The 22,587-nt window shown below is 50.1% G+C and carries 15 protein-coding genes; 6 read left to right on the top strand and 9 right to left on the bottom strand.

Going from position 1 to position 22,587, the window contains the following annotated elements; genetic code table 11:
• The first annotated feature begins 348 nt into the window (after positions 1-348).
• The 4 genes from OXG87_15060 to OXG87_15045 all read left to right on the top strand — a co-directional run bounded on the left by OXG87_15060 (position 349) and on the right by OXG87_15045 (position 7,268).
• A complete protein-coding gene (locus OXG87_15060; GenBank protein MCY3870866.1) occupies positions 349-1,191 on the top strand; it encodes a class I SAM-dependent methyltransferase in 843 nt (280 codons plus the stop codon).
• Positions 1,192-1,197: 6 nt separating this feature from the next.
• The gene (locus OXG87_15055) at positions 1,198-3,666 is read left to right on the top strand and encodes an ABC transporter permease (GenBank protein ID MCY3870865.1); all 2,469 of its coding nucleotides are present in this window, start codon (positions 1,198-1,200) and stop codon (positions 3,664-3,666) included.
• A 127-nt stretch (positions 3,667-3,793) separates the two neighbouring features.
• The gene (locus tag OXG87_15050) at positions 3,794-5,968 is read left to right on the top strand and encodes an ATP-dependent RecD-like DNA helicase (GenBank protein MCY3870864.1); all 2,175 of its coding nucleotides are present in this window, start codon (positions 3,794-3,796) and stop codon (positions 5,966-5,968) included.
• A gap of 100 nt (positions 5,969-6,068) precedes the next feature.
• Complete coding sequence (locus OXG87_15045) at positions 6,069-7,268, top strand: alginate export family protein (GenBank protein MCY3870863.1); 1,200 nt, start codon at positions 6,069-6,071, stop codon at positions 7,266-7,268.
• A gap of 62 nt (positions 7,269-7,330) precedes the next feature.
• Here OXG87_15045 and OXG87_15040 read toward each other — a convergent pair whose 3' ends face one another.
• The 9 genes from OXG87_15040 to lepA are packed head-to-tail and all read right to left on the bottom strand — an operon-like array spanning position 7,331 to position 21,187.
• A complete protein-coding gene (locus tag OXG87_15040; protein ID MCY3870862.1) occupies positions 7,331-7,945 on the bottom strand; it encodes an L-threonylcarbamoyladenylate synthase in 615 nt (204 codons plus the stop codon).
• Positions 7,946-7,951: 6 nt separating this feature from the next.
• Positions 7,952-12,652: an FG-GAP-like repeat-containing protein gene (locus tag OXG87_15035; GenBank protein ID MCY3870861.1), complete on the bottom strand. Its 4,701-nt coding sequence runs from the start codon at positions 12,650-12,652 to the stop codon at positions 7,952-7,954.
• A gap of 53 nt (positions 12,653-12,705) precedes the next feature.
• A complete protein-coding gene (locus OXG87_15030; protein ID MCY3870860.1) occupies positions 12,706-13,728 on the bottom strand; it encodes a cobalamin-independent methionine synthase II family protein in 1,023 nt (340 codons plus the stop codon).
• A 17-nt stretch (positions 13,729-13,745) separates the two neighbouring features.
• Positions 13,746-14,927 (bottom strand): Wzz/FepE/Etk N-terminal domain-containing protein, encoded by a 1,182-nt coding sequence (locus OXG87_15025; protein ID MCY3870859.1) that lies wholly within the window; start codon positions 14,925-14,927, stop codon positions 13,746-13,748.
• Between the two features lie 2 nt (positions 14,928-14,929).
• Positions 14,930-16,678 (bottom strand): SLBB domain-containing protein, encoded by a 1,749-nt coding sequence (locus tag OXG87_15020; GenBank protein MCY3870858.1) that lies wholly within the window; start codon positions 16,676-16,678, stop codon positions 14,930-14,932.
• Positions 16,675-17,574, bottom strand: coding sequence for a homoserine kinase (thrB, locus tag OXG87_15015; protein MCY3870857.1), 900 nt, complete (start codon positions 17,572-17,574; stop codon positions 16,675-16,677). The genes OXG87_15020 and thrB overlap by 4 nt, the downstream gene beginning before the upstream one ends.
• Positions 17,575-18,684, bottom strand: coding sequence for a radical SAM family heme chaperone HemW (gene hemW / locus OXG87_15010; protein ID MCY3870856.1), 1,110 nt, complete (start codon positions 18,682-18,684; stop codon positions 17,575-17,577).
• 6 nt (positions 18,685-18,690) lie between these two features.
• The gene (lepB, locus tag OXG87_15005) at positions 18,691-19,380 is read right to left on the bottom strand and encodes a signal peptidase I (protein ID MCY3870855.1); all 690 of its coding nucleotides are present in this window, start codon (positions 19,378-19,380) and stop codon (positions 18,691-18,693) included.
• A gap of 7 nt (positions 19,381-19,387) precedes the next feature.
• The gene (gene lepA, locus OXG87_15000; protein ID MCY3870854.1) at positions 19,388-21,187 is read right to left on the bottom strand and encodes a translation elongation factor 4; all 1,800 of its coding nucleotides are present in this window, start codon (positions 21,185-21,187) and stop codon (positions 19,388-19,390) included.
• A 310-nt stretch (positions 21,188-21,497) separates the two neighbouring features.
• On the opposite strand from lepA, the gene OXG87_14995 reads away from it, so the two are divergent.
• On the top strand, positions 21,498-22,370 hold the full coding sequence (locus OXG87_14995; protein ID MCY3870853.1) for a YicC family protein: 873 nt from the start codon (positions 21,498-21,500) through the stop codon (positions 22,368-22,370).
• Positions 22,371-22,379: 9 nt separating this feature from the next.
• Positions 22,380-22,587: NB-ARC domain-containing protein (locus tag OXG87_14990; protein MCY3870852.1), on the top strand; the 208-nt coding region annotated here is incomplete at its 3' end.

Raw genomic sequence — 22,587 nt, 5'->3', positions numbered from 1 at the left:
CCTTGAGCAATGTGCCACCATGCTAAGCATGTTCCGTGATGATTTTACACGGAAGCACCGCACCATAAGCATGTCCCTGCGAAAGCAGGGATTCGGAAGCCCTTGCAAAACAACGCTCGCTAACTCGCGTCTGCTTCCCAACGCTAAAGCTCTCTGCGAGTGGGTCTTACGGGCTGTAAGATAATATACGGATTTTATAGTTTGTGTGTTCCACGAATTTAAGGCCTGTATAAAGAAAAGGGAATCGCTATGCGCGTTTTGGAGGCCAAAAATTGATTTTACATCAATAAAATAATTTGAATGTGCAAACGCTTAAAAGCGATGTAGGTCGCGACGGGAGACAGCACGATGAACCCGATGCATGAAAAAAACAGGCAAAAGTGGCAAGTGACAGCATCGCGATGGAAAGCGCGGCGAGATGTTGCGGCAAGGTGGCGGACGTGCGCTGAAGATCCACTTTTTGGTTTTGAGGATAGACAGAAATATTTATTGAGAAAGCATATTGGAAATTTGCGTGGTAAGCGGGTCTGCGTATTGGGTAGTGGGGATAATTATGCGGCGTTTGGATTGGCGCAACAGGGTGCTGAAGTGACGTCGGTGGATATTTCAGAGGCGCAACTGCAGGTGGCCGCTGAAAGGGCCGATATTCTGGGGTTGAATATTCGATTTGTGCAGGGCGATATATCGGATTTGCCATCGGAGATCAAGACACGGGTATATGATTTTTCATGTAGCGTCGGAGTGGTAGCAATCTGGCTTTCTAACTTAAAAGCATATTATGGTGAAGCCCATCGCATTTTGAAGCCCGGCGGTTTTTTCATGATTGGCGAAACACATCCCATTCGGCAGGTGCTGCATCATTGTGAATACTTTCACGATGAGAAAGACGCAGAAGATAAAATTCGCATGGAATATCATTATTTTGATCATACACCGAAAGAGTATTTATACAATCCTGAGACAGGTAAGGGGTATGCTTTGGTTTCGGATGTTTCGCTTGAAGAACGCAAGGGCAAACCGACGCAATTCAATTTCCACTGGACCGTAAGCGATTTTGTGATGGCGTTGATTGAGACGGAGTTTGCTCTCGTCGATTTTTTCGAAAAACCAGCAGCGCATCCCGAAAATTGGCGCGAGAACATGCTGGATGGATTGCCACAAGGTTTGCGGATTTTGGCGCGAAAAAGATAAAACCGTATGTTAAAAAATTACATAATCGCCGCCATTCGAAATCTGATCAAGCACAAAATTTATACGCTTATGAACGTCTCTGGATTGGCGATTGGCATGGCCAGCTTTATTCTAATGCTGTGTTTTGTCCAGCACGAATTGAGTTACGATCGCTTTTATCCGAATTCGGATCGCATTTATCGGGTTATTCGGGAAACGCGTTCAACCGGTGCAGACCAGACACACTACGAGGCAAACACCTCCGGCGCGCTGGCCGATGCGCTGATGCGCGATTTCCCAGAAGTTCAGCGAGCGACGCGCATGGGGCGTCACGAGATTATGTTGAGGTACAAAGATAAATTTTTCCAGCAGAAGTTCGATCTGGTTGATGCGTTTTTCTTTGACATTTTTCAAATTCCCTTTCTAAAGGGCAACCCTCAAACCGCGCTTCAAGAGCCATATACCATTGTCTTGACTGAGAAGATGGCTCGAAAATATTTCGGCGATGAAAACCCCATGGGTAAAATTCTCACGGTTGATGGGCGGTTCTGGCATGGCGAATTCAAAGTGACGGGCGTCTTGCGCGATTTGCCTACCAATACGAGTTTGCAAATCGACTTTCTACATTCAACTGTTGGCGACTCCTATATTCAAGACAAATGGACAAGATGGGAAGATGTGCAAAACCGTATGTTTGCCACATATATCTTGTTGCATCCAAACGCAAAATCTGCCGACTTGGAACGCAAACTGCCCGATTTGATCAACCGCTACATAGGTCCTCAAGTTCGCGCGACCACAACCTATCACTTGCAATCCCTGAATCGTGTACATCTTTATTCAAATGTCGATTATGCTATTGAAACAGAAGAGAATATTCGACAAGCGATTGTCAACCGGGGCCCTGGCATACAGGGAGATATTCGACAGGTTTACATGTTTGCCTGTGCGGGAGTTGCCGTGTTGGCGATTGCGTGCATCAACTTCATGAGCCTTTCCACAGCCCGTTCAACGAATCGCGCTCGAGAAGTCGGCATGCGAAAGGTTGTGGGCGCACATAGGCAGCAGTTGATCCATCAATTTCTGAACGAATCTATTCTCATCGCGTTTTTTGCCCTGCCCCTGGCCGTTATGATAGGCAAAGCCGCTCTTCCTTTTCTCAACACCTTTCTGAATCGCGACCTGAATCTGAATATCCTCAACGATTGGACGCTCTTATTAGGGCTAATAGCGGTCACCCTGTTTGTCGGTCTTTTGTCGGGAAGTTATCCCGCACTGTTTCTGTCGAAATTTCATCCTATTGAGGTACTCAAAGGCACCGGAAAGATGAGAGGTCGAGAAACATCATTGCGTAAGAGCCTCGTTGTTGTCCAGTTTGCAATTTCCATTTTGCTGATTGTTGCCACAATAATGGTATCGCGCCAACTCGTGTATATAAAAACAAAAAATCTGGGATTCAACAAAGAACACATTGTGGTTTTGCCCATCTTCATTACGCATCGGGGGGCCAGGACAAACCCCAATGAGCGTTTGGCTTCGCGTTACAACGTGGTCAAACAAGCCTTTTTGGAACACCCCAACGTGCTCAAGGCGACCGCTTATAATTTTCCTTTTGGTATGGGCACCAACCGTCTGCGTTTAATTCGTGCAGATGGCATTCAAGATCGGGAAATTCACATGGCGTTTCAGCAGGCCGATGAGGATTATCTCGACACATTTGAAATCGAACTTCTTTCTGGTCGTAACTTCTCTACGGAAATGAGCAGCGATTTTACCGAAGCAATTCTTCTCAACGAGTCAGCAGTGAAATATTTGGGCTGGAAGAAATCGCTTGGCAAACAAATAGAAGTCGTGTTTTTGCCTCGCAAAGGGCGTGTAATTGGGGTAATTAAAAATTATCATCATCAATCCTTGCGAGAAAAAATTGGTCCTATGGGCATTTATATGCGAACGGGTTTTTATTCTTATCTCGCACTCAAAATTCAGTCAAAAAATATTTTAGAAACAATTGAATTCCTGGATAAGACCTGGCAGCATTTTGTCCCCAACCGACCTTTCACGTTCTGGTTCATGGACGACCAACTGAATACGATGTATCAAAAGGAAGTGCGTCTTGGACAGGTACTTCAGGCTTTTACTATCCTGGCCATTTTTATTGCTTGCCTCGGTTTGTTCGCCCTATCTACTTATACTGCTGAACAGCGCACCAAAGAGATCGGTATTCGGAAAGTTTTGGGCGCAACAGTATTGAATATTGTTCTGTTGCTTTCAAAGGATTTTGTAAAACTGATCCTCATCGCCAATCTGATTGTCTGGCCTGTCGCTTATTATGCCGCACAACGCTGGCTTGAGAATTTTGCTTATCGGATTGATTTTGGAATAGGTGTTTTTTTGTTGAGTGGCGCTCTTATGCTGATGATTGCTTTATGCACTGTGAGTTATCAAGCCATACGAGTTGCTGTATCTAACCCCGTGGATACTTTGGGAGATGAGTAAATGACTCAGCAAAAATGGTGAGCGTGAACGCCATATCGAGAGCAACTTGTAAAACCGCGGCAAGTGTCGTATAATTCCTCTACCACTCCGATTGTGTGATGGGAGAACATCTTCGCCGAGGTTCTATATGGCTCAGCTTCGCGGAATTGTGGATCGCATTACATTTCAAAACGAAGAGAATGGATACACCGTTGCCCGTTTGCAGGTAGAGGGATCGACCGCCTACAACAACCGTCTGGCGACAATTGTCGGCGAAATGCTGTCTATCAACCCGGGCGAGACCGTGGTTTTGGAAGGCGAATGGACAACCCATAAGCAATATGGCGCACAGTTCAAAATTGAATCCTACCAGACCGTGTATCCATCTACAGTAGAGGGAATGCGGCGGTATTTGGGTTCGGGATTGATCAAAGGCATCGGGCCAGTCACGGCAAAGCGGATTGTGGATCACTTTGGCAAAGAAGCGCTCGATGTCATTGAAAGAGATCCCGAGCAATTAGTCGAAGTCGAGGGATTGGGAGCAAAACGCGCAAAGTGGATTATCAAAGCCTGGGAAGACCAGCGCGAAATTCACAATGTAATGCTATTCTTGCAATCGCACGAAGTGGGCACGGGATACGCCGTAAAAATATGGAAACGGTACGGGCATGAAGCAGTTGCATTGATTCAAGAAAATCCCTATCGCCTATCGGTAGATGTTTGGGGCATTGGCTTTTTGACAGCAGACCGCATCGCGCAAAAAATGGGCATACCCGCGCATTCAGACCGGCGCATCCAGGCCGGTCTTTTGCATGTACTCAACGAAGCCGCAGACAAAGAAGGCCATGTTTTCTTGCCCGAAGACGCGCTCATTGAATCGTGTGCCGAAGCACTCGATGTACCCGTCGATGCAATCGCACCGTGCGTGGCGCAATTACTCTCCGAAGAATCAATTGTGGTAGATGACAAGCGGGTGTATTTGCCGCATTTGTACTATGCCGAACAGGGCGCGGCAACGCGGTGCTATCAATTATCCCAGGTACAACGCATTGAACTGGGCAATATCCCGGCGGAGATCAGAGCCATAGAACAACGCGACGGGGTAACATTCGCCCCCCGTCAAAAATTGGCATTGGAAAAGGCATTGTCGCACAATTTGCTGGTATTGACAGGTGGCCCGGGAACGGGTAAAACAACGACCATTAAAGGGCTGATCGCACTTTTAGAGGCGCGAAACAAAAAAATCGCCCTGGCAGCGCCAACGGGACGCGCGGCCAAGCGGATGTCTGAAGCGACCGGGCACGAGGCAAAAACCATCCACAGATTGCTGAAATTTAGCCCGTCTGAAATGGCATTTGAGAAAAATTTTGAGAACCCTCTGGAGATTGAAGCTCTGATTGTCGATGAAATATCCATGGTCGATACGGTTCTGATGAACAGTCTATTGCGCGCTGTTCCAATCAGCGCTTCGGTGGTCCTGGTAGGCGATGTCGATCAGTTGCCATCGGTTGGCGCGGGAAATGTGTTGAAGGATGTCATTGCGTCTGGCACTGTCGAAGTCGTGGAACTCAACGAGATCTTTCGGCAGGCACAAACGAGCCGCATCATTACCAATGCCCACGCGATCAACCGAGGCGAAATGCCATACGTGCAAAATGATCGCGATGCGGATTTCTTCTTTCTCGAAGTCTCGGAACCCAATCAGGTCGTCGAGATGGTTTGCGGATTGTGTGCTGCACGCTTACCGCGCACATATCGTCTGGACAGTATTGAAGATATCCAGGTACTCGTGCCGATGTATCGGGGAGAGACCGGCGCGAACAATCTCAACCAGGTCTTGCAAGACGAGTTGAATCCCAAAGGGCAGGAGATGATACGGGGCGGTATCCGGTTTCGGGTGGGCGACAAAGTAATGCAGGTGCGAAATAACTATGACCGCGATGTTTTTAACGGTGATATTGGGCGCGTCCAGGGAATAGAGGACGATATATTGCGCGTGCGGTTTCAGGATCGCGTCTTAGAATACGAGTTTTCGGAATTGGATGAGTTGGTGCTGGCCTATGCCCTGAGTGTACACAAGAGCCAGGGCGCTGAATTTCGCGCTGTAGTCATGCCTTTGACCACGCAACACTATATGATGTTACAGCGCAACCTGTTGTACACAGCCATCACGCGGGCGCGGGAACTGGTCGTGCTCGCAGGCACAAAACAAGCCCTGGGGATGGCTGTTCGCAACAACCGGGTTGCAGAGCGACACACAACCCTATCTCAGCGCATTCGAGCTGGAATTGCCGAAGAACCCGTTCAGGGAAATTTGTTGTGATAAACGGATTGCTTTTTTATAGCTTATATTGTCTAAAATTTTATAGTATATTATACTTGGTGTGACCTCTATTTGAAAGATTTGTAGCCAGGAGGCTAATATGCCGTCGAGATGGTTGGTTGGTATAGCGATAATTGTCGTTATAACAAGTGGTGTTGAAGCCACAGATATCGAGTTTGGAGGGCAAGTTCGGCCTCGTACGGAATTTCGAGATCCCGTTGGCAATGGGCACGACGTATTCACATCCATGCGTGCTCGGCTAAATATCACAGCGAATTTAGATCAGGATGTGAATGTGTTTATCCAATTGCAAGATGTGCGGTTGTGGGGCGAAGAAAGCAACACCTTCACCGATTATAATGCCGACAATTTCGACTTTCACCAGGCGTATGTGGATATCAAAGATATGGGTAACTCCGTCCTATCCCTTCGCATTGGACGACAGGCGATAGGATTGGGTGGGCAACGGATAATCGGCGCAGTCGAATGGGCACAACAAGGACGTGCATTCGACGGTGTTATCGCAACTGCCAAACCCCAATGGGGCACAGTTCAAGGAGTTGGCGTTCGCCTATCCGATACCACAGCCAAAGATATAAACGGCAATGCCTATCTGGCCGCTGTGTATGCTACTGCGGCCGGAACGAGCACATCCGCGGATTTTTACGGCATCTACCACCACGTATCCCCCAAAGGCTTCAATAGAAGTGATAATACGCGGCTATGGACACTCGGCGCACGCATTTACGGCGAAAAGTCGAACTGGACCTACCGCGCAGAAGGCTCTTTCCAAACGGGCGAACGGCGCGGGCCAAATGGCTCGGCATTTATGTTTGGTGGCAGGCTGGGCACAACACTGGGCAATGGCAGCCTGACCCTGTGGTATGATTATTTGTCTGGCGACGGTAATGAGAAAGACAGCAAATGGAAATCATTTGACACGCTATTTGCAACCAATCACAAATATTACGGATTTGCCGATTTATTTCTCAACATACCCGTCCACACTCAAAATCTCGGCCTTCAGGACTTTGCGATAAAAGTATCCGTACCGCTGGATGAGGAAGAGCAGTTGCGTTTGGCAGCGGACGGACATGTGTTCTTCCTCGCCCAAAAAGGCAATATGGAATCGGGCCATCTGGCAGATGAACTCGATTTAACACTATCATATCAATACAGCGAAAATGTAACCTTTGTCACTGGCTATACAATTGCCCTGGCGCGAGATGCCATCAAAGCACTGGGCAGATTGAACGAGAATATGCACTGGGCTTATGTGATGAGCAATGTTTCATTTTAAGCAAATATTGCTACCCGTGTTGGCAATCAGGCGAGGAGATTTTTCTTCTCGCCTTTTATTTTTTATAAGTGAATATGCGCCCTGAGTTTTTGGACAGAAATAGCACCTTCGCGCAGAAGAATTGCGCGGTCGGTAGAAACATCGACAAGCGTAGAAGGGCGTGTGCTGGCGGAAGGCCCACCGTCGAGAATGAGATCGAGATGTTCTCCCAGCGCGTTTTCCACTTCGGAGGCTGAACGCGCCGGTGGTTCGGCAGAGCGATTGGCACTCGTACTCGTGAGGGGACCGCCGAGTGCAGTGAGCAATTCGGTGGCAATGGGCGAACTCGAATGGCGGAGCGCTACTGTATCGCGTCCGCCGAGCAAGGCGGGTGAAAGATCGCGATTGGCGCGAAAAACAAGGGTAAGCGGACCCGGCCAAAATGCCTCAATAAGTATTTGAGCTGTGGGAGATACAGTGCGAACAAGCGTTGAAAGATCATTTGCACCGCGAATCAAGAGAATAATCCCTTTGTCCTCCGCACGCCCTTTAGCAATAAAAATTTTCTGAATAGCCTCAGCGTTATGGGGATCAGTTCCCAGACCATACACAGTCTCGGTCGGATAGGCAATCAGGCCGCCGTTTTTAATGCTATCGGCAGCCTGATTGATATTTTGAAGAGTTGGCAGTGCGATCATGGCATCTCACTTCTCACTACTCACTTCATAAACCCTGGCAAAGTGCAGAAAATCGCCAAAATCAACCCGACCATCGGCAGTGAGATCAAAGCGCGTATCGGCAGTGTCAAAAGCACTGACAAAAATCCGAAAATCGTTGAAATCGAACCGGCCATCGGCATTAAAATCGAAGGATTTTGCCTGTGGAACAGAAGGCGATGCAAAAGCCATATCAAATAGAACTGACAATTCTCGAATTCTGTGATTTGCCGCATCTGCAATTAACACGGTACCCGTTGGACTAAGAGCCAATCCGTGTGGGGCATTGAGACTCACAGACAGGGCGCCACCTTCTTCGAAATCGAGTTGCCCCATTCCCGTGCCTGCGACAGTTTGTATCAGACCACTGTTCAAATCGAGCAAGCGAACGCGATGATTATTCGTATCGGCAATAAAAAGATATCCTCGCGTATCAACAGCAATACCCTTCGGAGAATTGAGTTGCGCCTGCGTGCCCTCACCGCCATCGCCAGCAAATCCCTTCTGTCCCATCCCCGCAATAGTCGTAATAATACCATTGGAATCGACTTTGCGAATGCGGTGATTATCCGTATCCGCGATATAAATATTGCCCTGCGACTCAATGGCAATCGCGCTGGGGCGATTCAGGCGCGCCTGTGTTGCTCTGCCGCCATCGCCCCCAAATGCGCCCTGGTCTGGATCTCCACTGCCCACAACTGTCGTGATAATGCCATTGGAATCGACTTTGCGAATGCGGTGATTATCCGTATCCGCGATATAGATATTGCCACGCTGATCAACTGCAAGACCCGCAGGACTTCTCAAATTAGCGTCTAAAGCGCGCGCGCCATCGCCTCCAAACTGACCGATACCCATTCCTGCAAAGGCGGACAACACGTCATTTTGTACCTTGCTCACAACGTGACCGCCCATCTGACTGATAAACAAATCGCTCCGAAAAACCATACCCCGAGGCGTATCAATATCTCCCACACCTCCTATCCCCAAAATGGTCTGGATGACACCTGTTTCCACACTCACGAGGCGAATGCGGTGATTCTCTGTATCCGCAATATAAATATTACCCAACGAATCAACCAATACACCTTGTGGTCTCTGAAGGCGTGCCTCAATAGCTGCGCCACCATCGCCTTGAAATGCGTCGCTTTCATTGTCCGAACCAGCGACAGTGCGAATGGTCAGAGCATCTTCTCCAAAAGGTTTGAGGAGTTCTATCTCAACCCACCCGGATTCCAGGCCCGCACTTTCAGCAACAATGGCAACGCGGCCATAATTTCGCCCCGCTCGAAAACGCGCATACGCCACGCCATCGCGCACCGCGACGGAATCTCCACCCGCGGGTTCCGACCTCTGAGAAGAAATGATGAGACCACTACCGCTCTCTATGCGGAATTTAACCGCCCGGTCGCTGGAGGGCAAAGGTCTGTTGTCCATCGCGGCGATCTGTGCGGTGAGTTCAATTTCGGAGATACCATTCGCCAGCAGATTGGTGGCGTCTGCAGATAAGAGAACGCGAGCAGGGGGCAGGGGCGGTTGTTCGATGATATCTATAACGCGATTGACCGATAAATTGTCGGTATCACTGCGAAATTGCTGCACAATACCACTGGGCCAGCGCAAGGAGAGCACTTCAATGTTTTCGGCTTTGCCCACGCCAAATGCGGGCAAAAGCGCGTCCTGCGATAAAAAGGAAGCACCACCTGTAATTTCTCGAATGGCGTGTCGATTATTGCCATCCCCGTCTTTGAACTCAATTTTGAGGCGCGTGCCAATCGCATCGGTGCTGCTATCTGTGCCACGAAGCCGAAATGCGATCCAGTTGCCATCAGCCTCGCGATTGCGAAAAAGAGCATCTGGACCATCCTGCACTGCGACATACAAATCGAGTTTTCCGTCGTTGTCGTAATCGGCAAGGGCAACACCGCGGCTATTGGCATTCAGGGCAACGCCCAAAGAATCGGACATCTCTACAAAACGCCCGTCCTCATTTTTGTAATACAAATTGGGCTGATCGCTACTGGTCACATACAGATCGAGAAAACCATCGCTGTCAAAATCTCCCCATACCGCGCCTCTACCTCGTCCATCGTGATTGAGCATCATTTCCGGTGCGCGATCTCTGAACACGCCATTGCCTTCGTTTGTATAGAATCTATTATCTGCGCCAAAATAAGGGATAAACAGATCCAGGTCCCCATCATTGTCGAAATCGCCCCAGGTTGCGCCAAAACTCGGCCCGGTATCAACCGGGCTAAAAATATTTTCTACGGATGTGAATTGCTCGCCATCATTGCGAAAAAGGCGGTTGGGTCCGCTATTCGCCAAAAACAAATCGGGATCCCCATCATTGTCGAAATCGCCCCAGGCAGGTTGAATCCCACTCTCTATATCACCTATACCCAGGCTATCGGCACGCTCGGAAAAACCATTACCATTGTTCTGGTAAAAGCGGTTTGCGCCAAAATTGGCAACATAGAGGTCGAGATCCCCATCGCGGTCGTAATCTGCCCAGGCCGCGCCATACCCATCTCCAGAGTCATCAACCCCAAAAGTGGCGGCAATATCTGTGAATCTCGCACCGTCATTGCGATATAAGCGATTGGATTCGCCAAAGTTGGTAACGTAAAGATCGAGATCTCCATCGCCATCCACATCTCCCCATATACCCGCGCTGCCATCGCCAGAATCGTCGATACCCAGTGCTGGCCCAATATCTGTGAATCCCGCACCATCGTTGCGATATAAGCGATTGGGTTCTCTGCTGCGCACGAGGTAGAGGTCGAGATCATTATCGCTGTCAAAATCTGCCCAGGCTGCGCCAAACCCCGCCCCCGAATCTCCCAAACCCATGTGGGGTGACACATCGACAAATCCGCCTGGCTGGGCACGTTGCCCAATGCCTTGTAATTGAAGTCTAACAGCAGGTGTTCCTGGCGCATTGCTAAAAATGGTCAGCACGGCTTGTTGGAGATCTTCGGACTGTGGGCGGAAGATAATGGGAAGTCGCTGGCTTTGTCCGGATTCAATGCGGAGAACATCGGATTGATCGACAACAAATTGCGAGTCGGTCACAGTGGCATTGGAAACGACCAGCACGCCAACACCGAGGTTAGAAATGCGTACCGACGATGTTTGAGATTGTCCGATGGAGGTGCGATCAAAAATTAAAACATCGGATGGAAAAAGTCCGATATTGGCGGCCTCTCCCCAACCCTGCACATTGACCGCGGCAGAAGGTGTGCGCGGGTCATTGGTAGTGATCGTGATAACACCTTCTGCTATCCCTGTTTGTACAGGATCAAACGCGATTTCAATTTCAGCGATTTGTGCAACACCGACTTCAAGGGGCAATTCCGACAAAACGCGAAACCCGGGGTTATCGGAAATAGCTGTTTCAACGCTAACGGACAAATTGCCTCGGTTTTCGACACTCAAACTACTCACAGCGGGATCGCCAACGCTAACTCGGCCAAAGTCGATATCTGTGGAAATGGCGTTAAAAAGAGGCATTCGGAACGCGGGATCGCGCAGTTTGCGGATGCGATTGTTGAAAGCATCAATAAAAATGAGATCCCCATTGCCATCAATCAGCAAGTGCGTGGGCTGCCCCAGATCAGATAGAAGACCGAGTGTCCCTTCAGCCCCTGCGCCCACAATACCCGTTCCCGCGATAGTCAACACATTGCCCGTTTTCGCTTCGACCACGCGAATGCGATTATTGCCCGTATCGCCGATATAGATATTGCCGGATTCATCGACAGCAACGCCCAGAGGAAAAAAAAATAAAGCCCTTGTTGCTGGCCCACCATCGCCCTTATAGAGATCTTCTGATAGGTCTTCTGCAGAAGTCGCTTCCCGCCCGGCGATGGTGTTGATCAAGGCAACGACTGTAGTGTCTTGCATGGCCCTGCTGACGCGCCGAATGCGTCCATTGGTAAAATCGGCAATCAAGAGATCGCCCTGACCTGTCACAGCTAATTGTCCAGGGGTTAAACCCGCCCGAGTTGCCAGTCCGCGATCCTGAATATTCGACGCCTGAGCACTACCATTGCCTGCGATTGTACCTATGGTATTATTCGCCAGATCGAATTGCCGCACGCGATTATTACCCTGTCCATTCTCATCAAGGCTATCGGAAATCAAAAGAGCTATGTCGCCCAACATCGTCAGCGCGACAATTTCGTGGAACGTGGCTTGTAGTGCGGGCACCACCTGATCATTGAAACCACCTTCACCTGTACCCGCGACCGTAGTGATGATACCGGAAGCATCAATGCGACGAATGCGTCGATTGCGAACGTCACTTTCACTCGCGCCACCGCTGCTGACATAAATATTGCCCGCGCTATCGACCGCAATAGCATTGGGGGTATTGAGCAACGCACTTGTCGCCGGCCCGCCATCACCCGAGAATCCCGGTTTCCCAGTACCCGCGACCGTAGTAATAATACCCGTTATCGCATCCACCCGTCGAATGCGGTGATTATCCGTATCCGCGATATAGAGATTGCCCTGTGTATCGAGCGCAATTCCGAGCGGGCGATTGAGCGCAACATCCGTTGCCAGCCCATTATCGCCATCTTCTGAACCACCACCAGCAATGGTGATAATCGCACCTCTTGTCTGAGCGAAAACACCTGCTTCCGAGATCAGAATACTAAAAAAAAATATATAAATATATCGCATGGTAGGATTATAGGACGGGATACCACTGTTTATCTTCACACGCCTCACCCTTCTCACTTCACCCTTCCCAAATAGAGATTTCTGCCTTGCGCGAGGGCTGCGATCTTGAGATCTGCCACCGAGCGTTTGAGCATCCAGAACCCGCAATCGGGATGAATAAATGCGATGCGCCCCGGGCCGAGTTCTTTTTCAGCCCGGTCGAGGCGTCGGGCAATCTGTTCCGCGGTTTCAAAATGATTGATTTTGATGTCAACCACGCCAATGCCGAGCTTGATGCGCGGATCAATTTCTTTCAGAGCAACCAGATCATCATCCGGGCGATGGGCCAGTTCGAGCACGAGGTGATCGGTATGCAAGTTATTGAGAAAATCGATAAGTGCGCGCCAGGTGCCGCGTTGGATAGTCTGCCCACCGTAATTTCCAAAACAAAAGTGAACAGCTCTTTCAGTATCGGGATCGACCGCGTCGAGTACCCTATTAATCGCCTTCGCAGCGATAGGCCCGTCCTCGGGATTGCCCGGGATATTGGCTTCATCCACCTGAACACAGGCGCATGGCAGGCCGCGCACCTGATCGGCCAGCACATCGGCCACCCCCATGAGCAGGGCTTCAAAATCGCCGTAGTAGTTGTCGAGCAAGGTGCGGGCAAGCATATAGGGACTGGTAAGTGTAAATTTGAAGGGACCACCTGCGACGGCTGCTGCGCGCAAACAGTCGGATAACAGGTCGAGCGAACCCTCTGAGAGCGCGTCATCGACAACAGCAGCGGGTTTGGCGCGAAAGTCCATGGACTGTCGTTGGCGAAACGCCTCAACCTCAGTACGCCCAAAATCAGCGCGCGTACCGCCCATAGGACGCACAAAATATTCGATCATACCATTGGTCTCGGGATGGTTGATGTCAAATCGGTAGAGTTCGCCATCGGTAGGCAGATCAATCCCAGCCTGGCGCTGCGTATCGAAGATAACGCGCGTGGCATCTACAACAGCGGTTTCACTCGGCGCTGCCACGAGCCAGTCGGGCAGCGGATAAGACCCAACTGTGGTGGTGAGAATTGTATCCAGGTTTTCAGACATGGAAATACCTCGCTTACTCACAATTCATCTGATATGGCATCGAGCTTGGCCCGATTCTCCGGAGTCAAACTTCTCAGAGCTTCAAATACAAAGGCAAACAAGCAACTCAATATCAGACTAAGCCCCCCCGCAATAGCAACCATGAGACTGCGGCGCGGATAGCTGCGCGTATCAGGAGGTCGCGCATAATCCAGAACTGTGACCACCTGCGTGCCTTTTTCATTTTCAAATCGCGTTTTTTCGTACTCTTGTTTGACAAACTGATAGATGGCGTTCTGTATTTGAATATCGCGGATGAGTGGCAGCGCGGCCAGGCCCAATTCGGGCAATTGTCGAAAAGGCTTAAAAATTTCGGGCAATTGCCCGCCCGAATCGCTGCTGCGCAGGCTATCGGGGACTTGCCCCATAAGCATATCGTCGAGCACCTGGCGCGTGGTCTGGATTTCTATATCGAGTCTTTTCAATTCAGGATTGTCCGAGGTCATCAGTTTTGATTGGACATCGCGCTTGATAATCAGTTCTGCCAGCGAGCCGATGAGAGTGGAAGCGGTTTCCAACTGTGTTTTGATCTGGGTTTCAACATCTAATACCATGTGCTTGTTCTGAAAATCTCGATAGCGCCGTTCGGCTTCGAGCATGTCCTGTTCGGCTTCTTTGAGCCGCTCTTCGAGATAAGCCAGATAGGTGCGCGTTTTGTTTTGATTGCGTCGTTCAAGCGCGTTTTTGAGTTCTTCAACAAAAGCATTGGTCAATTCGGCCGCCAGTTCTGGGGAATCGGCTTCGTAGGAAATCGTGAGAAATTGCTCGCGCGAGAGCCCGACTTCCAGGCGATTGGATATCATATCGAGCAATTCACTTTGATGGCTGGCACCATAGCGCGCGGCGAGATCAAAGCGCTTGGCAACAGATAGGCGCACGCTTTCGCTTTCAACGACTGGAACAAACTCTGTGGCAGATACAGCCTCACCACCCAGTCCCATCAAATTGAGAGGCAGTTCCTGCAAAAGGGTGGATAGCCCCCCGAGACTACCGCCGGTATCTTGCGGGGGATAAACTGTCGCATACGCACGGTAGGCTTTTGGCAACACGAGCGAAATGCCCGCTGTCACCAGCGTGACGGCAAAAAAGCACGTGAGAATCATGCGCCGCCAGCGCACGAGAACGTAAATATAATCGAGGAGATTGCGTTCAGATTCCATAGTCACTGCCCCTGTCCCTGCCCGCGTTCGCGTTCGATCACCACGATGGTCAGAACAATCGATGCAACAGCACCCACCATAGCAATAGCTTCTCTCAAAATCCGATAGCCCTGCCCGGGCACGGTCTCTCGTGGGGGAACAAAAATCGCATCGCCGGGACGCACGAGCGATTCTACTGTGACGTCTATAGCATTGCCCGTATTGCCCTCAACAATGATAATATCTCTCCGTTTTGCGCGTGTGTTAAAACCGCCAGCGAGATCGATATAACCGCCAACCGTAAGTGTCGCGTCATAAGGAATATTCGCAGGCGCAACGACCGCACCTGTCACGCGCACAGAAGGCACAAATCGCGGAATGCGGACGACATCGCCATCTTGCAGGAGAATATTGTGCCGCTCGTCGCTGGCCATGAGCGCTACAAAATCAATGGGCAAACGCCCCGAAAGCTGCTGGGTTTTGAGGGTAATAAGAGCTTCTTCGGCATCGGTGCGCTGTGTGCGGGGAATGCCGAGCAATCGGTCAAGTGCGGGATCGTCTTCTGTTGCGGTCTCTTCATAATTGACTTTGCGAATAAGGGACGCCTGAACCACAGACGCTTCGGGTGTAAGTTCAGCCTGTTGTAATAATTCTTTGAGGCGAAGCCCCTCCTTCAGGGGAAAAGGACCGGGAAATTTTACTTCGCCTTCGACATAAACCCACTTTGTATCGCCAATAACATAGAGTTTATCACCTATTTGCACGGGGATGTTGGCCTCGGGATCACCTGCAAGCGCGCGCGGGAGGTCAATATCTATAGGCGTCCAACCGCCATCATTCGACAGGCGCAAAAGGCGGGCGCGCTTTGGAGGGGAATGGGCGCGCAAACCATTTCCAAGAACAATGAGGTCAGACACGCGATCACCGGGCGCAAATTCATAACTACCGGGCCGTTGTATCGCCCCTGTGACATAGATAGAATCGCTTTTGGCGGCAGGCACCACGATTTGTTCCCCATCGAGCATAAAGGGATTGTATTGCTCGTCGCCCGTGCGGTTCCACAGCTCGAGATCAACCCGGCGTCCCGTATTGTACCACTTTCCATTTTCGTCAAGACGCATAATCTGGATATTGCGGCTGGAGCCTCTGCGGTCCGGATCGTCAATAAGGCCTCCGGCCTTGAGAATGAGTTGCGATGCCTGTTCTACGCCATTGACCGCAACAGTACCGGGTATATGCACTTCGCCAACCACGTTGATGGGAAATGTGCGGAGTTGCGCGAGGCTGATGGAGATATCGAGTTGACGAAAGCGTTTTTTGATCGCCGATTGGATGGCGCGGTCAGCTTCTGCAAGCGATAAAAACGCGACAGAAACAGGATCAATAAAAGGTAAAAGCAAACTGCCACTCGCGCCGACAGGCACTTCAAAGGTTTCGATTTCTTCATCTCTATTTACAACCACGGCAAAAACATCGCCCGGCCCGACAATATAGCGGCCCGAGCGAATAACCGCATCATAGGCCGCCTTGCCAATGCTTTTGATTTCAACCAGTGGCGTAGCCTCTTGCTCTGTTTTTTCGACAGAAGGCGCGGCAAACGGTCTGGTGGATTCTCGCCGTTCTGGTTTTTCTTCAGTTTGACGCGAGTCGCGGCGGCGAGATTGCGCGTGTGCAGCGAAAGGGTAAAACGCAAAGTCAAAAATGAGCAAGCCCACGAGCGCAAAATAAAAAAACCGCATATAGTGCCCCGGATATGCCATAGAAATAATCATGTGACGGTAGCTCCCGATGGATCAACTTTGAGGACCTGACAACGCGCTCGTATGTTTTTTGTCGCCCAAACACCAATCATAGCCTGTCCAATAGCTTCGGCATTTTGGGTTGTAAGCGCGACGAGGGTTGGCCCCGCACCCGAAAGCGCCGCACCCCATGCCCCTGCTTTGACCGCTGCTGAGAGTATCTGATCAAAGCCTGGAATGAGTTTTGCCCGATAGGGATGATGCAATCGGTCTTGCATGCCAACGGCGAGATGCTCAAAATTTCCCGTGATCAGCGCTGCTGTAACAATGCACGCTCGGCCTGTACTGAAAACGGCATCACTGTGAGAAACGGTATTGGGCAAGACATTGCGAGCATCTTCGGTTTTGAGTTCAAATTCGGGAATGGCGACCACGGCGCGCAATTCTTCCGGGGGCAGAGCGCGCACGCATGCAACGCGATTGTCATTCATAGTAGAAGCAGTGAGACCACCGAGCAAGCAGGGCGAGACATTGTCGGGATGGCCTTCAATAGCGGTGGCAATATCGAGCATCTCCATCTGTGAAAAGGGTTCACATAAGAGGTGATTGGCTGCAACAACACCACCGACAATAGCGGTTGAACTACTGCCCAATCCCCGGGCAAGGGGCACGGTATTGTGCATGTGGATATCGATCCCGGGCAGCGTTTTCCCCGCGCGTTGGGCGGCAAATTGCGCGGCGTGATAGAAGAGATTCTCCTCATCGGCAGACAAAATATCCGTACCTTCACCCTCAATGCTAAACGACACGCCCGGTTGGGAACGGGTTTTTACCGCGACATAATTGTAAATAGACAGCGCCATGCCCAGAGCATCATAACCGGGACCGAGATTGGCCGTGGAACCGGGCAGACGGATGCGAAATTCCATCTATAGTTCTCTAACGAGTTCGGTGCATACCAGGTCGGCGAGCAGGAGTCCCTGTCGCGTCAGGCGAATGCGGTTATCAATTTGTTCCAGCAAATGCTGATTTACCATCGCGGTGTACTGTTTGTGGATTTTTGGATGGCTCAAAAAATCTGCGCAAAGCCCCTTGCGTTGGCGCAATCCAAGCATAACGCGCTCCAGCAGGTGCTGCGTCGGTGTGAGTCGTTCTTCTCTTTCCACTTCATATCCGGTGGCTTCAATGCGCTGCATATAGGTTGTAAGGGCGCGCACATTCCAGGATCGGCGATTGTCGAGATATGAATGTGCAGATAAACCAACGCCCAAATAGGATCGATCATGCCAGTAGTTGAGATTGTGACGCGACGCAAATCCCGGTCGGGCAAAATTGGAAATCTCGTAATGTGTGTACCCAGCAGCCTCGAGTTGGTCAATAGCATACATATACATCTCGGCCTGATCGGTCTCAGGCGGTACATCCAATTGCCCCTTTTGAAAGCGGCGCGCAAAATTGGTCTGAGGTTCAATCGTGAGGCCATACACCGAGATATGCTCAGGACACAGTTCAATAGCCCTCTGAAGACTCTTTATCCATTCTTCAGGCGTCTGTCCTGGCGCGCCGTACATAAGGTCGATACTTATGTTCTTAAATCCCACATCGCGGGCGGCTTGAAACGCACCCATCGCATCTGACGCTGTGTGAAATCGACCGAGTGCTTTGAGTGCGCGATCTGTAAATGCCTGCACGCCCAGACTCAAGCGGTTTACACCATATTCATATAATTTTTCAAAGTGCTTGTGATCATTTGGATTGGCCTCTGCCGTAATCTCTGCATCGGAAGAGATCGCACTTTTCGCTTTTTTAAAGATTCGATTCAATTGTCCAGGCGGTATTGCCGAGGGCGTGCCTCCCCCGAAGTATAGCGTATTGAACACGGGCGTCGTTCTGAGGGATTGCATGCGATTTTGCATTTCGACAATCACCGCATCCGTATAGCGTTTGGCCATGTGATTCTTGCCCACAACAAATGCAAAATCGCAATACGGGCAGCGCGAGTGACAAAATGGGATATGAATGTAAAGCCCCAGGTGCATGACGTTTCACTCCACGAGCATACCAATGCGCTGCCAGCGCACGCGCTCTGGGAAATGGAACAGATTATAGAACGCAATACTGAGCAGAGAAGTTATGTTGCTATATGCGGGAACGCGATCATCTGGCATCCAGGACCAGTAGAGAATAAATGCTTTCCCTCGAATGAGGTCGCCCTTGAGAAAGCCCCAGTATCGGCTGTCTTCACTGCTGTCGCGGTTGTCGCCCATCACGAAATAACAGTCTTCGGGCACAATTTTAGGCCCGTAGTTATCCCGCGTATTGGCTACCGATCTCCGTTTGAGAATAACAGAATCGATATATTTGGCTTTGGACGGATCAATCGCGCGCTTGTCGTCAACATAAAGAATTTTATCTTTGATTTCAACTTTCTGCCCAGGACCTGCAACAATGCGTTTGATAAAGTCGCGAGATGGATCTCTGGGATACTGAAAAATGACAATATCACCGGGAGATGGCGAGCGCCACGCAGGCAGGCGAGTATCGGTAAAAGGAATGCGAGCGCCATAAATAAATTTATTCGCCAGCAAAAAATCTCCGACCAGCAAAGTATTTTCCATCGATCCCGAAGGAATGCGAAATGCCTGCACGACAAATATGCGAATAAAAAGCGCGAGTGCAAACGCGAGTAAGATGGCTTTGATATATTCGATAGTCACGGATTTTTGGGGGGGCATTTTCCCCTCACATTTCCATCTGCAAGACAGCGAGAAACGCTTCTTGAGGAATTTCTACTGCGCCGACTTGTTTCATGCGCTTTTTACCCTCCTTTTGACGCTCGAGGAGTTTGCGCTTGCGGGTAATATCGCCGCCATAACATTTGGCAGTAACATTCTTTCGGAAGGGACGTACGGTTTCGCGCGAGATCACTTTGGCACCGATTGCCGCTTGAATAATGACTTCAAAGAGTTGTCGCGGGATCAGTGCCTTGAGTTTTTGACACAACGCGCGCCCCCATACATGGGCTTTGTCGCGGTGAACAATTGCAGAGAGAGCGTCTAAAGGTTCGCCATTGATGAGCAGGTCGAGTTTGACCAGATCCGCTGCCTGGTGTTTTTTGTATTCGTAGTCAAACGATGCATAACCGCGCGAGACCGATTTGAGGCGATCGTAGAAATCGAGTACAATTTCGGATAACGGCAGGTCGTAGCGCAAGAGGGCGCGGGTAGGATCGATATATTCGGTCGTCCGGTAATGTCCCCGACGGTCTTGTGCAATACGCATAATATTGCCCACATATTCAGAGGGCACCAGGATTTGGGCATCGAGTATGGGCTCGGCAATATCTTCTATATTTCCCGCCGGGGGCATCTCAGCGGGATTTTGCACATCGATTTGCTCGCCACTCGTCAGACGCACGCGATATTCGACATTGGGCACAGTAGTGATGATGTCTATGTCAAATTCGCGGTCCAGTCGCTCCTGGACAATTTCCATGTGGAGCAGACCGAGAAAACCACATCGGAACCCGAAACCCAGTGCTGTCGAAGTTTCGGGTTCATAGGACAATGACGCATCGTTAAGGTGCAGTTTTTCGAGCGCAGAGCGAAGATTTTCAAAGTCATCTGATGATACGGGATAAAGTCCGGCAAAGACCATGGGTTTGACTTCCTGGTAGCCGGGTAAGGGATGATGGGCGGGATTCGCAGAGCCGGTAACGGTATCGCCGACCCGAGCGTCTTCAAGATCTTTGATACCCGCGATGAGATACCCGACTTCGCCCGCACTGAGGTTTTGTTGTTTGATGCGTTTGAGTTTGAGAGTACCAATTTCTTCGGCGTCGTAATTTTGGTGGGTCGAAAAGAGGCGGATGGGCATGTTTTTTTTCAAAACACCATCAAAAACGCGCACATAAGCCACGACACCGCGATATTGATCGAAAATGGAATCGAAGATGAGAGCCTTAAGCGGTGCATCCGGATTCCCTTCAGGGGGCGGTATCTCATCGATGATGGCAGTTAGAAGTTTATCGATCCCAATGCCCTCTTTAGCGCTAATTTTGACAATTTCTTCTTCTTCGACACCGAGCAAGTCGTGGAGTTGCATGACCACGCGATCAACCTCCGCCCCGGGCAGATCAATTTTGTTGATCACGGGAATGATGAACAGGTCGTGCTCCAGGGCGAGGAGAACATTGCTAACGGTTTGGGCTTCTACTCCTTGCGCCGCATCAACGAGGAGCAACGCCCCTTCACATGCGGTAAGGCTGCGCGAGACCTCATAAGAGAAATCGACATGACCCGGCGTATCGATGAGATTGAGTTCGTAGATCTGACCATCTGGCGCCGTATAATCCATGCGAATAGCGTGCGATTTGATGGTAATACCCCGCTCGCGCTCGAGGTCCATGCTATCGAGCACCTGATCTTGCATCTGAAATTTGCTCAGGGTTTGCGTCTGTTCGAGCAACCGATCGGCCAGGGTCGATTTTCCGTGATCAATATGCGCGATAATAGAAAAATTTCGAATATTCTGAAGATTCATGTTTTTGTGTTCTAAAAAGTTCGGGAAGCCGTATATGAAAAGCGCGTCTGATTGTCACACTAGCGCAGTAGTGCAATGAAAGCTATAAAGCATAAGAATATACCGCCTTGCCCTGTTCAAGTCAATCTAAGACCGGATTATAGAAACGCACCATTAGATAACCCCAATTGCGAGATGTGAGGAAATGCGATTGACAACCTCAAATCTGTAGTTCTATCCAGTTTAATTGACAATAATATGTAAATTGACTATCTTTTTTGGCTATTATCTCAGACATTTTTTACGGCATTTGCCAGCAGTGGGAGCGGGTATGATCGCCAGCATGACCGGTTTTGGAAAGGGTGTTGCAGAGGGGGAAGTGGTCCGCGTTATTGTTGAAATTCGGTCGGTCAATGGACGCTATGGCGATGTGATGGTACGCATGCCCCGTTCTTTGTCTGAGCTTGAGCCTCGCATCAAAGAACGGGTTTTATCGGTCTTTACAAGAGGGCGACTCGATGTGAGTATCACCTTACAGGGTGCTACATCAGAGCAGGGCCTTCCCGTACTCAAACCCGAAGTACTGGCCGCATATCTCAAGGGAATTGAGGAAATTCGTTCAGATATATCGGGCGATATCGACTTAATGCAAATTGCCCAATTGCCTCAACTATTCGCATTTGAAGTTCCCGAACTCGATTCTGAAGCCTTCTGGAAAGAGGTATCTGCTGCACTCAGTCAAGCCATTGACGCCTGTCGGGCCATGTGCCTCGCAGAAGGTGAAAAACTCGCCTGTGATCTCCGCACGCGCATCTCAGTACTCGACGAATTTCTCCAGCGCGTCGAAGCCCTCGCACCCGAGCGTGTAGAAAATGTTCGGACGAGATTAGAGGAAAAATTGGCGCAATTATTAACACCTGAACAAATTGACGAGAGCAGGTTGTTGATGGAAATTGCCCTCCTGGCTGACCGCAGCGATATAACAGAAGAATGTGTGCGTTTTCACAGCCACAACGCGCAGTTTCTCGAGATGCTCAACCGCAAAGAAGCAGTTGGCCGGCGTCTCAATTTTTTGCTACAAGAAATGCTCAGGGAAGCCAATACTATGGGATCCAAAGCGGGTGACGCGACGATAGCCCATGTAGTCGTGGATATCAAAGAAGAAATAGAAAAGCTCAAAGAACAGGTTCAAAATATTGAGTAAAAATCGCGAATGATTAAATCAGAAGAAAAGGATGTTGAACGAATTCGGCAAAAGCTGAGCGATAATCCCGCCGCATTTGCCGTGGTTGTCGCCGGGCCATCGGGAGTGGGAAAAACATCGATGTGCCAGGGGGTTTTGTGTGCAGATTCAAGCGTACGGCGCTGTGTGCCGACAACGACGCCACCACCACGCGGGGACGAGATACAGGATGTCGACC

The sequence above is a fragment of the Gemmatimonadota bacterium genome, assembly GCA_026706845.1.
GTDB lineage: Bacteria > Latescibacterota > UBA2968 > UBA2968 > UBA2968 > VXRD01.
The sequence above is the reverse complement of the archived record's forward strand: the minus strand, read 5'-3'. Positions and strand labels throughout refer to the sequence as shown.

Bases quoted from the DNA above. Each gene is read 5' to 3' on its own strand.
- OXG87_15060 (MCY3870866.1), top strand. From the start codon at position 349: ATGAACCCGATGCATGAAAAAAACAGGCAAAAGTGGCAAGTGACAGCA.
- OXG87_15055 (MCY3870865.1), top strand. From the start codon at position 1,198: ATGTTAAAAAATTACATAATCGCCGCCATTCGAAATCTGATCAAGCAC.
- OXG87_15050 (MCY3870864.1), top strand. From the start codon at position 3,794: ATGGCTCAGCTTCGCGGAATTGTGGATCGCATTACATTTCAAAACGAA.
- OXG87_15045 (MCY3870863.1), top strand. From the start codon at position 6,069: ATGCCGTCGAGATGGTTGGTTGGTATAGCGATAATTGTCGTTATAACA.
- OXG87_15040 (MCY3870862.1), bottom strand. From the start codon at position 7,945: ATGATCGCACTGCCAACTCTTCAAAATATCAATCAGGCTGCCGATAGC.
- OXG87_15035 (MCY3870861.1), bottom strand. From the start codon at position 12,652: ATGCGATATATTTATATATTTTTTTTTAGTATTCTGATCTCGGAAGCA.
- OXG87_15030 (MCY3870860.1), bottom strand. From the start codon at position 13,728: ATGTCTGAAAACCTGGATACAATTCTCACCACCACAGTTGGGTCTTAT.
- OXG87_15025 (MCY3870859.1), bottom strand. From the start codon at position 14,927: ATGGAATCTGAACGCAATCTCCTCGATTATATTTACGTTCTCGTGCGC.
- OXG87_15020 (MCY3870858.1), bottom strand. From the start codon at position 16,678: ATGATTATTTCTATGGCATATCCGGGGCACTATATGCGGTTTTTTTAT.
- thrB (MCY3870857.1), bottom strand. From the start codon at position 17,574: ATGGAATTTCGCATCCGTCTGCCCGGTTCCACGGCCAATCTCGGTCCC.
- hemW (MCY3870856.1), bottom strand. From the start codon at position 18,684: ATGCACCTGGGGCTTTACATTCATATCCCATTTTGTCACTCGCGCTGC.
- lepB (MCY3870855.1), bottom strand. From the start codon at position 19,380: ATGCCCCCCCAAAAATCCGTGACTATCGAATATATCAAAGCCATCTTA.
- lepA (MCY3870854.1), bottom strand. From the start codon at position 21,187: ATGAATCTTCAGAATATTCGAAATTTTTCTATTATCGCGCATATTGAT.
- OXG87_14995 (MCY3870853.1), top strand. From the start codon at position 21,498: ATGATCGCCAGCATGACCGGTTTTGGAAAGGGTGTTGCAGAGGGGGAA.